The organism is Palleronia pelagia, from assembly GCF_900110115.1.
GTDB classification, from domain to species: domain Bacteria; phylum Pseudomonadota; class Alphaproteobacteria; order Rhodobacterales; family Rhodobacteraceae; genus Palleronia; species Palleronia pelagia.
In genome coordinates this window covers 345,522-357,941 of the sequence record NZ_FOCM01000002.1, presented here as the reverse complement: position 1 = coordinate 357,941, position 12,420 = coordinate 345,522, and the positions used below count along the sequence as shown (strand labels likewise).

At 65.9% G+C, this 12,420-nt stretch carries 11 protein-coding genes and 1 pseudogene; 4 read left to right on the top strand and 8 right to left on the bottom strand.

From position 1 onward, the window contains the following. Positions 1–227: 227 nt before the first annotated feature. Positions 228–962: a transcriptional regulator NanR gene (gene nanR / locus BMX96_RS05965; protein WP_091844671.1), complete on the bottom strand. Its 735-nt coding sequence runs from the start codon at positions 960–962 to the stop codon at positions 228–230. 13 nt (positions 963–975) lie between these two features. Continuing rightward, the gene (locus BMX96_RS05960) at positions 976–1,800 is read right to left on the bottom strand and encodes a phosphogluconate dehydrogenase C-terminal domain-containing protein (RefSeq protein ID WP_091844670.1); all 825 of its coding nucleotides are present in this window, start codon (positions 1,798–1,800) and stop codon (positions 976–978) included. 90 nt (positions 1,801–1,890) lie between these two features. Here BMX96_RS05960 and BMX96_RS05955 point away from each other — a divergent pair, with 90 nt between their 5' ends. Next, a complete protein-coding gene (locus BMX96_RS05955; RefSeq protein WP_091844669.1) occupies positions 1,891–3,147 on the top strand; it encodes a ribulose-bisphosphate carboxylase large subunit family protein in 1,257 nt (418 codons plus the stop codon). Continuing rightward, a complete protein-coding gene (locus BMX96_RS05950; protein ID WP_091844668.1) occupies positions 3,147–4,460 on the top strand; it encodes a four-carbon acid sugar kinase family protein in 1,314 nt (437 codons plus the stop codon). The genes BMX96_RS05955 and BMX96_RS05950 overlap by 1 nt, the downstream gene beginning before the upstream one ends. Here BMX96_RS05950 and BMX96_RS05945 read toward each other — a convergent pair. Further along, on the bottom strand, positions 4,429–5,601 hold the full coding sequence (locus tag BMX96_RS05945; protein ID WP_236736982.1) for an MFS transporter: 1,173 nt from the start codon (positions 5,599–5,601) through the stop codon (positions 4,429–4,431). The two genes, BMX96_RS05950 and BMX96_RS05945, sit on opposite strands and share 32 nt — an antisense overlap. Next, entirely contained in the window at positions 5,598–6,005 is a 408-nt protein-coding gene (locus BMX96_RS05940; RefSeq protein WP_407944653.1) for an ester cyclase, read from the bottom strand. Before BMX96_RS05940 ends, BMX96_RS05945 begins: the two co-directional genes overlap by 4 nt. Positions 6,006–6,191: 186 nt before the next feature. Here BMX96_RS05940 and BMX96_RS05935 point away from each other — a divergent pair, with 186 nt between their 5' ends. Further along, positions 6,192–6,995: a LuxR C-terminal-related transcriptional regulator gene (locus tag BMX96_RS05935; protein ID WP_091844666.1), complete on the top strand. Its 804-nt coding sequence runs from the start codon at positions 6,192–6,194 to the stop codon at positions 6,993–6,995. 173 nt (positions 6,996–7,168) lie between these two features. On the opposite strand, the gene BMX96_RS05930 is transcribed toward BMX96_RS05935, so the two are convergent. Continuing rightward, a complete protein-coding gene (locus tag BMX96_RS05930; RefSeq protein WP_091844665.1) occupies positions 7,169–9,310 on the bottom strand; it encodes an esterase-like activity of phytase family protein in 2,142 nt (713 codons plus the stop codon). A 125-nt stretch (positions 9,311–9,435) separates the two neighbouring features. Next, a complete protein-coding gene (locus BMX96_RS19585; RefSeq protein ID WP_175481653.1) occupies positions 9,436–9,600 on the bottom strand; it encodes a hypothetical protein in 165 nt (54 codons plus the stop codon). A 9-nt stretch (positions 9,601–9,609) separates the two neighbouring features. On the opposite strand from BMX96_RS19585, the pseudogene BMX96_RS20170 reads away from it, so the two are divergent. Continuing rightward, positions 9,610–9,725: pseudogene (locus tag BMX96_RS20170) on the top strand (IS3 family transposase); the annotation flags it as partial. 66 nt (positions 9,726–9,791) lie between these two features. Here BMX96_RS20170 and BMX96_RS05925 read toward each other — a convergent pair. Beyond that, positions 9,792–11,219 carry an FAD-binding oxidoreductase gene (locus BMX96_RS05925; protein ID WP_091844850.1) on the bottom strand — a complete coding sequence of 476 codons (1,428 nt, stop codon included), beginning with the start codon at positions 11,217–11,219 and terminating at the stop codon, positions 9,792–9,794. Between the two features lie 18 nt (positions 11,220–11,237). Next, on the bottom strand, positions 11,238–12,407 hold the full coding sequence (locus BMX96_RS05920; protein ID WP_091844664.1) for a mandelate racemase/muconate lactonizing enzyme family protein: 1,170 nt from the start codon (positions 12,405–12,407) through the stop codon (positions 11,238–11,240). Between the last annotated feature and the right edge of the window lie 13 nt (positions 12,408–12,420).

Genomic DNA, 12,420 nt, shown 5'->3' with positions numbered 1-12,420 from the left:
ATGGATTCCACAGTTGCTGGCATCTGGTCCGTCATGACGGCAGCGGATGCTCGCAATGCCACGGTCCCGGGATGAAGCTGCCGCCCAAGCGCGATGGTGGCGTGTCCGACGACTGATTCGGGTCGATTTTTCAAGCGGTTGAGAAGTCGCTCAACATCACAGAAGCCAACCGTTCTCCCACGACTTATTCGCGCTGGCGCAATGCTCGGTCTGCTTCGCGCTGAAAATCACTCGGTAAGACGGTAGAGGTCGGAAGAACGCTCCAGATGGACTTTCATCGCGTCTCTGGCCGTCTCGGACGAACCGACTTCAAGCGCATCCACGATCGCACTGTGTTCGTCGAGGGTGGTCGTTTCGTTTCCCGTCCAGCGCAACAGGTGCACGTGGTAGGCCGACAGCCACGTCAGGATCGCCTCGCTCAGGGCTGCGTAAATCGGATTGCCCGAGATTTCCGCGATCTGACGGTGGAAATCCATGTCGCAGTAGATGAATTCCTGCGCGTCGGGGCTGGAGATCTTGGAGCGCTGCATCTCGATATTGTCCCGCAGCACCGCGATGTCATCGGCCGTCGCCCGTTCGGCCGCCGTTTCGACCATCCCCAGCTCGAACCGGATCCGGGCCTCCTTGAGGTGATCGAGATAGTTCGGAAAACCCGAGATCAGCATCCGCGCCACGGCGTCCATGCTGCGCAGGGCGGTGTCGGCGGCGATCTCGTTGACCCGCGCGCGGCCACCCTGCGACACCGAGATCAGCCCCGCGTCATGCAGGCGCTGCATCGCCTCGCGCACGGCGGGACGGCCGACGCCGAACTCCTCCATCAACTCCCGTTCCGACGGCATCTGTTCGCCCGGCGACAGGACGCCGGAGGCGATACGCTCTTGCAGCCGTTCGAGCACCTGGTCGGACAGCCGCGTCCGGACGATCTTGGTGCCGGGGTTCTGGGGGCGACCGAAACCGCTCATGGCTCCCTCCGTTTCAGGTGATGCGACGGATGCTGTCCGCGATCTCGTCGGGTTCGAAGAGGCCGAGCCAGTCGTCGCGCAGGATCCGCGGATACCCGTTCTCGATGGCCTTGTTGCAGGCATCGGAGAAGACGCCGTCCACCTCTTCCATGATGACCGCGCCGAGAATGTTCATGTGTCCCAGCAGGAAATCGCGCGCGGCGACCTTGTCGACGCCACGGCGGACAACCTCGTCCATCGCGTCCTTCATGGCAACCAGCAGGGTGGCGCAGACCGTCTCGGACAGGCCCGGCTCCAGCATGGCCATCTGCTCCACCGTGACCCTGTGCGACCGCAGGATCGGCTGGAAGATCGTCCTGGCGATGCCCTCGCCCAGGGCGAAGTGTTCTTCCGGTCCCTGCATGAGGGCGCTGACGATCGCCTGGCGTGCGGCGACGCCGCCGAAGAAGTCGCGCTTGGCGGCGGGGTCCGTCTCGTCGTTGAAGATCGGCGGATGGCAGGGGTGGGTCACGAAATAGGTGATGTCCGAACGCTCGGGCAGGTGTCCGGCGGCGGGGGCGGCCGCGTCGAGGATGACCACGATGGTTCCCGGCGCCAGATCGTCCACCAGCCCCGCGCTGACCTTGCCGATCATCGTGTCCGGCACCGCCAGGATCACGGCATCCGCGTCCTTCAGGGCCTCCGCCTGCGGCACGCAGTCGGCGCCCACCGCGGCCTTCAGCCGCTCGCGCCCGCCCTCGCTGACCTCCACGTGGGCCACGTCGTAGGACGACCCCTCGAGATTCAGGGACAGGCGAACGCCCATTTTTCCGCCGGCGCCAATGAGTGCGATTTTCATGCTCGGTCTCCAGAAGGCAGAGGTTGATTTCCCTCCGCTTATAATCTTATCAACTTGTATGACAAGATGATAAGGTGACGGGCAGGCGCCATGGGCAGGATCTACGCTGAATACGAACTCGAAAGCCCGGTCGCGCTCGAGCGGGCGGCCGAGGTCATCGCCGGTGAACAATCGTCGGGGACCTTCCTGAAGCTGCCGGGCGAGACCGATGACCTCCGCGCCCGGTCTGGCGCCGTCGTCGAGCGGGTCGAGTTGCTGGACACGCGGTCGGCGCCCTCCTTGCCGTGCCGCATCGAAAGCGAGTCTTTCCAGCGGGGCCGCATCCGGCTGTCCTGGCCGGTCGAGACGATGGGGCCGTCGCTGCCCAACGTCCTGGCGACCGTGGCCGGCAACCTGTTCGAACTGGCCGAGGTCTCGGCGCTGCGGCTGCTGGATGTCTCGTTCCCGCCCGAGTTCGCGTCGGCCTGCCCGGGACCGGCGTTCGGCGTGGCCGGCACGCGGCGCCTGTGCGGTGTCGAAAGCGGGCCGCTGATCGGGACCATCATCAAGCCGAGCGTCGGCCTGACGCCCGACCAGACGGCGGACGTGGTCGAGGACCTGGCGCGGGGCGGCATCGACTTCATCAAGGACGACGAATTGCAGGCCAACGGCCCGGCCTGCCCATTGCCCGAGCGTGTCGACCGGGTCATGCGCGTGGTCAACGATCACGCCGACCGGACCGGCAAGAAGGTGATGGTCGCCTTCAACATCACCGGCGACCTGGACGAGATGCGGCGCGGCCACGACATCGTGCGCGCGGCGGGCGGAACGTGCGTGATGGTGTCGATGCACTGCATCGGCCTGGCCGGCATGACGGCGCTGCGGCGCCACGGCGACCTGCCGATCCACGCCCACCGGGCCGGATGGGGGCTGTTCTCACGCTCGCCGGATATCGGGATCAGCTATGTCGCCTGGCAGAAATTCTGGCGGCTCGCCGGGGCGGACCACTTGCACGTGAACGGGCTCGGCAACAAGTTCTCCGAGCCTGATGACAGCGTCACGGCCTCGGCGAAGGCCGTCCTGTCGCCGCTGTTCGACGACGGTCCGGCCTTCGAGGCGATGCCGGTCTTTTCCTCGGGGCAGACGGCGCTGCAGGTCCCCGGCACGGTCGCCGCGGCGGGTTCGGACGACTTCCTCATCTGCGCGGGCGGCGGGATCATCGGGCACCCGGGCGGCATCGGTGCTGGTGTCGCCAGCATGCGGCAGGCCGCCGAGGCCGCCGCCCTGGGCCGCAGCCTGCCCGACCATGCGCAACAGAACGAGGCGCTTGCACAGGCGATCGCCGCCTTCGGGAAGCGGATGGCCTGATGCTGGACCTCACCTATTACGGGGACGACTTCACCGGCTCGACCGACGTGATGGAGGCGCTGGCCGGCAACGGCGTTCCGACTGTCCTCTTCACCCGCATCCCTACCGCGGATCAGCTTGCGCGGTTTCCCGATGTCCGGGCCATAGGCCTCGCCGGGGAGAGCCGCAGCCGCGATCCCGACTGGATGGACGCCCATCTGCCCGGCGCTTTCGAGTGGCTGAAAGGGCTGGGCGCGCGGCATTGCCACTACAAGACATGCTCGACCTTCGACAGCGCGCCGCGAAAAGGATCTATCGGTCGCGCGCTGGAAATCGGACTGGAGGTCTTCGGGCAGGAGGTCGCCAGTCTCGTAGTTGGCGCCCCGCAACTGCGCCGCTACACGATGTTCGGCACCCTGTTCGCCAGCTACCAGGACCAGGTCTACCGCATCGACCGTCACCCGGTGATGAGCCGCCATCCCGCCACGCCCATGGCCGAGGCGGACCTGCGGATGCACCTTGCCGCGCAGACGTCTCTGCCCATCGGCTGCGTGGGTCCGGACGCCACCCGCAAGACGACCGGCCTTGCCGCGCTGCGGGCGAACCGGCAGGCGGGCGAGCGGGTTTCGATCGTCGACGTCTACGATGCTGCGTCGCAGATCAACGCCGGGGCCCTGATCGAAGACGCGCTGGAAGAAACCGGCCCGTTCATCGTCGGGTCGTCCGGCGTGGAATACGCGCTGCTGGGCCACTGGTCCGCCAAAGGCATGGTTCAGGGGGCTGCCGACATCCCGCCACTCGTGCCCGAGACGGTGATCGCGGTCGTCTCCGGCAGTTGCTCTCCGACGACGGAGCGTCAGATTCGCGCGGCCTGCAGCGCGGGTTTCGCCGGGATCGAGGTCGATTTCGCGGCGCTGGCGTCGGGGCAGGGCGTGGATGCCGCCCTGTCCTTGGCCTTTCAGAACGCCTGCGCTGCCATAAAAGAAGGCCGGAGCCCGATCCTCTATACTGCACTTGGGCAAGTCTCGCCCGACGTGTCACAGGACTCCGCGGATCGGGTGGGCCTGGCGCTTGGCGGATTGCTCCGCCGGCTCACCGACAGGTTCTCGCTCGGCCGGGTCGGCGTCGCGGGTGGTGACACGTCGAGCCATGCGCTATCGGCCCTCGACATCTTCGCGCTTACCCTGCGCTATCCGTTGCCGGACAGCCCCGGCTCACCCATCTGCCAGGCCCATCGCAACAGCGGACAGTCGTTTGAGATCGCCTTGAAAGGCGGCCAGGTTGGCGGTGACGACTACTTCATCAGGCTGCGCGACGGATTCCCGGCGGGATGATCTTGAGACGGCGGAACGCGATCGTCGCCGGAAATACCGCAGCGAAGAGCGCCGCGCCGAACGCCATTGCGTTTTCGGGCGCGCCGGTGCGGTCCAGCAACCACCCGGCCAATGGGGGGCTGGCGGACATGATCGCGTAGTAGATGGTAAAGAAGATCCCCATCCCGAAGGCCCGCCGCTCGGGCGCCACGGCCTGGCCGGCCAGGGCCATGATCACACCGGCCGGCGCCATGCCGATCAACCCGAACAGCAGGCTCGCCGTCAGCCCGGCGCCGGGCACCGACAGCAGCATCATCGCCACGATGGCCCCGGCCATGCAGACAGCGATGACGATGTCGCGTCGCCCGCGCCTGTCCACGAATTGCCCGCAGAAGGCCCCTGAGACGATCATCACCCAGCTTCCGACGCTGATGACCGACGCGGCGGCCAGCGTGCCCATGCCTTGCGCCTCCAGCAGCGTGGGCCCGAAACTCAGATACACCACGTAGCCTGCATTGAAGACGCCCCAGGCCGTGCCGGCCGCCACGATCAGCCCCCATTCGCGCCGCAGCAGGCCCGTCATCCGGACCGCGCGGCGCGAAGGAAGGTCCCGCGGTGTCCTGTAGAAGGCGATCACGGCGAAAGCTGCGACCGCGCACCAGGCGGCGGCCACCACGAAGGGCGCTCGCCAGCCGTGTAGATCGGCAAGCCAGGTGTGACCGACCTGTCCCATCGCGATGCCGAAGGGCCAGCTCATGACCAGCACGCTCATGGCGGTGGCGATCTCGCGCCCGTCGAACCAGTCGGCCACCATCTTGGTGAAGTAGAGGGTCGTGAACAGGAAACCGGCTCCGCACAGAACCCGCCCGGCCCCGATGCCGAACGGTCCGGCGGCCAGCGCGGACATCAGGCTGCCCACGGCGAGGGCGGCAAGGCCCAAGCCGGCCAACGTTCTGTCCGAGGCGAAGCGACCGATGATCCCCGCCGGAAGGGCGAGGAACAGACCCGGCGCCATGAACAGCCCGATCATGAACCCCAGGTCGGCGTTATCGAGCCCGAAGGCATCCGTCAGATCCCCGCCGACCGCGCCCATGGTCTGGAACTGAAAGCCCAGCCCGACGCGCGCGGCGAAGAGCAGCGCGAGGATCCGCCAGCGCATCATGCCCAGCCCAGCTGTCGCAGCGCGTGGCCATCGTTCCAGATCTTGGTCATGCTGGCGATGCGGTCGCCGTCGAAGGCCATGACATAGGCATAGTCGGATGCGACGGTCTTGCCTGTCGGCGCGGCAGGCCCGCCCGGTCCGGTCTGGGTCCCGCGGAACACGGCCGCCGCGACCACGGTCCTTCGCTCGGTATCGACCGCGAAAGCCGTGAGATCATAACGGCCGTCCGGGATCGGGGTCAGCAGCCCCTTCATCCAGTCGGCATATGCCGCAATCGTCGTCACGTCCGCCAGCGCGTCGGCCTGGCAGTGAAAGCGCGCGCCGTCGTGGCAGAACGGCGCGCAAGCCTCCCAGCCGCCGCCGGTTTCGCACGCTTCGAAAAAGGTCCTGGCTGTCTCTTCCATGCGCATCGGATCACCTCGTGTCTGTCGATGCGGCCAGGATGACGCGACGGGATGATCCGCGGTATCGGGCATCTGCAGTAAACGGCGCCTGCGGCCTGCTGTATTCATCTACAGCATCTGCAGGATTGCCCGGAAACAGCCGCTGCCACAGGATCGGGGGCATCAAACCCGAACGGTCGCCCCACCATGTCACCCGAAGACATCCTCAGTCACCGCGAGATCGAGATCGCCCGAGCCTATGCCAAGGGCGACACTTACCAGGTGATCGCCGCCCGGCTGTGCATCGCGCCCTCCACCGTGCGCACGCACCTTGCCGCGATCTATCGCAAGCTCGAGGTGTCGTCGAAGCTGGATCTGCACGCGCGCCTGGATGGCGCGGCACCGCAGGCAGACATCAAGATCGACCACGCGGCGGTGATTTCCGAGCTGGCGCTCAGCCTGGAGGAAGCACTGCGCCGCGAGCAGGCACTGGCCGAGGTCCTGAGGATCATCAGCCGGTCGGACGGTGAAATCGACGCGGTCATGTCGGCGATCCTCGGGTTCGCGCTGGAACTGTGCGAGGCGGAGTTCGGTATCCTGTTCGCCTATCACGGCGCGGGCCGCTACGAGGCGAGCCACATGCGCGGGATCCCCGGGCCCTTCCGGGACTGGCTGGAAGGGCAGGGCGTCTTCGAGCCCGGCCCACAGACCGGGCTTGGCCGCCTGGCGATGAACCGGGCGGTGGTGAACATCTTCGACGTCCGGGCAGAAGAGGTGTTCCAGACCGACGATCCCCTGCGCTACGCCACCGCCATCCTGGGCGGGGCCCGCTCGTTCGTGGCGATCCCGATGATGTCGGGTGAAACGCTGGCGGGCGCCTTCACGATCTATCGGCAAGCCGTGCGGCCGTTCAGCGCCCAGGCCACCGGACTCGCCCAGACCTTTGCCGATCAGAGCGTCATCGCGCTCGAGAACGCGCGCATGGTCGGTGCGCTGCGGGGCTTCGGCTGAGGGGCGGGACATGTGTCGCACACGCGTGAATGTGTGTTCCCGCGTTTCGCACCGTATCGGGCGATCCTGCCCGGCAGCGGAGCGTTTCGCCACCCGCCGGACAGGTTACACGTTTCAGCTTCGTTCCGGACAGCCTGAAACGTCTCAAGCTCCGGCCGGGGACGCGGGCTCGCCTACTGGGCCGCGATCGGGAAGAACATCGTCTCGCCCGAATGGTCGTCGACGCCGTCATTGTCGGTCGACACCCACATCGTGCCATCCTCGGCGACCGCGAGCCCCTCGACCTTGTCGAGGACGTAGCCGCCGGTCGAGCGCAGGTGGGGCAACAGGTCCACCACGACTTCCGGTTCCAGCACCGCCGGGGTTTCGTCCAGCCCAACCATCCGGTCCATGGCGCTCAGCGGGACCCGGGTGATCTGCTTGGTCACCGCGCGGGCGTCGTGCTGGTTGTCACGCTCAATGAAATAGACCGAGTCCCCTTGCGCCACGATCTCCGACAGGCCGACCCAGCCCGCGTCGGGCGCTGTCAGCGGGTAGTGGATCACCGACCATTCCTCGCTGCCCAGGTCGTATCCCAGGACCTTGGCGTGGTTGTCGGGATCGTCGCGCCACTCGCGCTGCACCGCGATGTAGAGCATGTCGTCGATCCGCGTGATCCCTTCGAATCCGAAGCGACGCTCGACGGCCAGAAGCTCGTCGGGCAGGGCGATGTAGTCCTCGATCTCGCCGTCGGCGCCCACGTGGTATATCGCGTGCGGCACCAGCCGGTCCGAACGTCCCTCAGACGCGATCCAGAAGCCGCCATCGCCGTCCAGCGTGATGCCTTCCATGTCCATCAGCTGGGCCGGTTGCCCCTCGCGCGTCACGCGGATCGCGTCGACGATGCGCGCCGGCTTTTCCGACACGTCGATATGGAAGATGGTGGGCTGCATTCCGTAGAAGCTGTCCGAAACCGCGTAGATCGTGCCGTCCTCGGCCATGACCTGGCCCGAGATCGCGCCCCAGCCCGTCAGCTCGTCCATGCCGGCCGATGTCAGGTGCGGATAGACCGCCGGCGCGTTCTGGTATTCGAACAGCATGACGTGGGCGCGGGCGCCGGCATCGTCCGTCTCGTTCGCCGAGATCAGCAGGTTGCGCTCGGGGATGGTGACATAGCCCTCGGGTCCGGTCCCCGACGGCAGCAGCTGCCGCAGCACTGGCGCGGCCGGATCGGTCACGTCGTAGACGCCGACCACCGATGCCCGCTCGGCGCCCACGAAGACGAACGGCGTTTCGCCGAAGGTGTCGATGGTCACGCTTTCGGGCTCCACGCCCTTGTTGCCCGAGCGTTCTTCCGGGTAGTGGCCGATCTGGATGATGGCGTTCTCGAAATCCATGCCGGACTCGTAGACGACGTCGCCATCCTGGCTGAATATCGTCCAGCCACGCGATCCGCCGTCCATGTCGCCCTCGTTGGCGGTGGCGAAGTGGGTGTCGTCGATCCAGGCGATGCTGTCGGGCTCACGCTGGACGGTGATGGTGTCTTCAAAGACCAGCGCCCCTTCTTCGCTCGTGTCGACGTTGTCGAGCTTGACCTCGCCGGCGGAGAAATGGCTGATCACCGTGCCGTCCGACGAAAGCACTACGATGTGGTTGTTTTCCTGCAGGGTGACGACGACCTCGTTCTCGGTGTTGATCGACACGAATTCCGGCTCGGGGTCCTCGGGCGCGACCTCGGCCAGGCCGGTGACGTCCGCGATGCGAGCCGTGTCACAATCGATAAGCCCGTCTTCGGTCAGGTCCACCATGAAGACCGTACCGGCGGGCATCTGGCCCACACGGCCGTCGCCGAGATCCTCATCGCGCTCGTTCTCGATGGCCACGGCAAGAAACGATCCGTCGGGTGCGATGCCGACGCTGTCGGGCTGACCGGGCAGGTCGCAACGGCCCACTTCCTGCCGCGTCGAGACGTCCACCTCGACCAGATAACCCGACGGCGCGGTGAAGCTTTCCGAGGTGTTGACCCCGGCGAGGGCATGGTTGCCGATCACGGCCACGGAGGTCGGCTCGCCCTCGGGCATGAAGACGCCAGCCGCGGTCGGATTGGCCGGGTCGGTGATGTCGATGAACCCGATCGAGCCGCCGGGGCTGTCGGTATAGACGAGCGTCATGCCGTCTTCGGTCGCGGCGATGATCTCGGCCGAGGTCTCTTCGGCGTCGGGCAGGTTGTCGGCGACGCGGAAGGACGCGATGCGGTTGAAGTTCATGTCCTGCGCGAATGTCGGCGCTGCAAGACAGACGAGGGCCGACGATAGCGTCAGCGCGCGGTAAGCCATTTGATGTCTCCCCAGTGGCGATATGCGGGCGGAGCGCGCTTCGGCGCGCAGCCGCGCCCGTTATGCCCACGCCTGTGTGACAGTTCCGCGACGTGACCCGAGGGAAATCGTCCTGGGCTCTAAGACTACATCTGCGCCCGCTTGGCGCGCGTGCTGTGGATGACAGCCCAGGCGGCGAGCAGGGGGACGCAGGCCGTCGCGGTGACCAAGCCGGCGACCCGTTGGATCTCGGCCCAACTGACCGGCGCTTGCGGCAGGTCGGTCCGCGCAATGGCACCGGTGGCGGACAAGGTCTCATCTTCAGCCGGGATTACCTGGCCACGGTCGTGGACACTTCGATCTCTGGCCCCCGTGTCGCCCGCGAACTGGACCGGATCGCCGAGATGCGCGCTTCCCCTGTGTGGTGGCCAGTAACACCCTCAGTCCAACGGTCGGAACAAGACCGAACCCTGGACTGAGTCAACTTACAGACGCGAACTTTTCAGGGGAGCAGGTCAGAAAAGAGTGCACCCGGGTTCATGATGTTGTTCGGATCCATGGCCCGCTTGATCTGGCGCAGGGCGGCCATCTTGCTGGCGCTGGAATGTCTTTGCAGATCGTGGGGCTTCAGCCTTCCGATCCCGTGTTCCGCACTGATCGAGCCGCCGAGCGGCAGGGTTGCCTCGTTGATCGCCTCGCGCACGCGGGCCGCGATGCCGGGATGGGCGTCGAGGAAGTCGGTCTTGCCGACCCCTTCGGGAGGAAAGACGTTGTGGTGGATATTGCCGTCGCCGATATGACCGTAGCTGTTCGTCCGCAGGCCGTCGTGGACAGCGGCAATCGCCGCGTGTGTCCTGGACACGAAGGCAGCTATCTGGCCGATCGGCACAGAGGTATCGCTGCTGCAGAAGGCGCCGGTCTTCTTGTTGGCATCGGGCGTATTCTCGCGCAGCGACCAGAGCGCGTCGCGTTGCGCCTGTGACTCGGCGATCACCACGTCGGTGACGAAGCCTTTCTCGATACACCCCGCCAGAGCCGTCTCGGTTTCGTCGCGCAGTCCGGGATTCCCCGCGGTCTCGACTAGCAGGTACCAGGGATACTCGTCCCGAAAAGGATTCTTCAGCGTCGGGAAGTGTTCGCGGACAAGCCGTACTCCCAAGCCGCTCATCAATTCCATGCCGTCGAGACGGTCGCCAATGGTGCTGCGCAGCGCGCGCAGGGTCATCAATGCGTCGGCTGGCGAGGCGATGGCGCAGAAGGCGGTCACGGTGGCGCGATCACGCGGCTTCAGCAGCAGGCTTGCTGCCGTGATGACGCCAAGCGTGCCCTCACTGCCGATCAACAGATGCCTGAGATCATAGCCCGTGTTGTTCTTTCGTAGCGGGCTCAGTTCTTCCAGCACATCTCCGGACGGCAGCACCGCTTCGATCCCGACGCAAAGATCGCGCGCATTGCCGTGGCGCAGCACCTGTATTCCGCCCGCGTTGGTGGCCAGGTTGCCACCGATCGTGCAACTGCCCTTCGACGCCATGCTGAGGGGAAACATCATGCCGTGCCGCTCGGCCTCGGCGTGGATGTTTTCCAGCACGCAGCCCGCTTCGGCAACCATGACGAAATCATCCGTCGAAACGCCGCGCACACGGTTCATCCGCTCCACCGACAGGATGATGGCATCGCTGCTTTCGAGCGAGAGCTGACCGGCCACCACGCCCGTGCCGCCACCATGGGGTATGATCGGGGTGCCGGTTTCGTTGCAAAACCGGACGATCCGTGACACCTGCCCGGTCGTCTCCGGCAAGACGACGCGGCACGTCTTTCCGGTGAAACTGCCGCGCGGATCTTCGTAATACCGCGCTGCATCCGTGCCGGACTTGCAGGCGGCATCGCCGACGATGGCTCTCAGGCCTTCCGAAATCGTGTCGATCGACATCTTGAAAGCCATCCGAAATCAGCCGAGCAGTTCACGCTTGAAAAGAGCATAGAGCGCCGATTTCGCCTCGAACCCGACGCCCGGCACATCCGGAAGGCCGACCTGGCTGTCCCTGACCTCGACCGTATCGGCAAAGCCGCCGAAAGGCTGGAAGACGTCCGGATAGCTTTCGTTTCCACCGAGATGCAGACCGGCCGCGATGTTGAGAGACATCTGGTGGCCGCCGTGGGGCACGACGCGCCGGGACGACCACCCGTGTTCCGCCATCATGTCGAGCGTCCGCATGTATTCGACCAGCCCGTAGGACAGGGCACAGTCGAACTGAACGATGTCCTGTTTCGCGTTCATGCCACCGTACCGGATGAGATTGCGGGCGTCCTGCATCGAGAACAGGTTCTCACCCGTCGCCATCCGGCCGGAATAGCGGCCGGAAAGCTCGGCTTGCAGCGCGTAGTCCAGCGGATCGCCGGCTTCCTCGTACCAGTACAGGTCGTAGGGCTCGAGCGCATCGGCATAGGCGATCGCGGTTTCCAGATCGAACCGGCCGTTCGCGTCGACGCAAAGGTTCTGGCCTTCGCCGACGACCTCGAGAGCGGCCTCGATCCGCCGTAGGTCGTCCGCGAGCGGGGCAAGGCCGATCTTCATCTTGCAGACCCGGTAGCCGCGGTCGCGATAGGACTTCATCTCGTCCTTCAGGCCCTCGATCTCCTTCCCGGGATGGTAGTATCCACCGGCGGCGTAAACCCAGACGCTGTCGTCCGCCTGACCCTGGTGATAGCGGTCGGCCAGAACCTGGTAGAGCGGCTTGCCCTCGATCTTCGCGACCGCGTCCCACACCGCCATGTCGATGGTGCCCACGGCGACCGAGCGCTCTCCATGGCCGCCGGGTTTTTCGTTCGTCATCATGGTGTTCCAGATGGCGAAGGGGTCGAGGTTGTCGTGGGCTTCGTCGATCAGCGAGGCCGGATCGGCGTCCATCAATCGCGGGATGAAGCGGTCGCGCATCAAGGCGCCCTGGCCATATCGCCCGTTGGAATTGAAACCGAAGCCGATGATCGGCTTGCCGTCACGCACTTGGTCGGTGACGACGGCGACGACCGAGCAGGTCATCTTGGAGAAGTCGATGAAGGCGTTGGCGATCGGGCTGGCGATCGACACGGTCCTTTCGCGGATTTCCGTTATGCGCATCTGGATGCCCTTC

What these genes read in the sequence shown, in the direction of transcription:
- nanR (WP_091844671.1), bottom strand. Translation starts at nt 962, where the DNA reads ATGAGCGGTTTCGGTCGCCCCCAGAACCCCGGCACCAAGATCGTCCGG.
- BMX96_RS05960 (WP_091844670.1), bottom strand. Translation starts at nt 1,800, where the DNA reads ATGAAAATCGCACTCATTGGCGCCGGCGGAAAAATGGGCGTTCGCCTG.
- BMX96_RS05955 (WP_091844669.1), top strand. Translation starts at nt 1,891, where the DNA reads ATGGGCAGGATCTACGCTGAATACGAACTCGAAAGCCCGGTCGCGCTC.
- BMX96_RS05950 (WP_091844668.1), top strand. Translation starts at nt 3,147, where the DNA reads ATGCTGGACCTCACCTATTACGGGGACGACTTCACCGGCTCGACCGAC.
- BMX96_RS05945 (WP_236736982.1), bottom strand. Translation starts at nt 5,601, where the DNA reads ATGATGCGCTGGCGGATCCTCGCGCTGCTCTTCGCCGCGCGCGTCGGG.
- BMX96_RS05940 (WP_407944653.1), bottom strand. Translation starts at nt 6,005, where the DNA reads ATGGAAGAGACAGCCAGGACCTTTTTCGAAGCGTGCGAAACCGGCGGC.
- BMX96_RS05935 (WP_091844666.1), top strand. Translation starts at nt 6,192, where the DNA reads ATGTCACCCGAAGACATCCTCAGTCACCGCGAGATCGAGATCGCCCGA.
- BMX96_RS05930 (WP_091844665.1), bottom strand. Translation starts at nt 9,310, where the DNA reads ATGGCTTACCGCGCGCTGACGCTATCGTCGGCCCTCGTCTGTCTTGCA.
- BMX96_RS05925 (WP_091844850.1), bottom strand. Translation starts at nt 11,219, where the DNA reads ATGTCGATCGACACGATTTCGGAAGGCCTGAGAGCCATCGTCGGCGAT.
- BMX96_RS05920 (WP_091844664.1), bottom strand. Translation starts at nt 12,407, where the DNA reads ATGCGCATAACGGAAATCCGCGAAAGGACCGTGTCGATCGCCAGCCCG.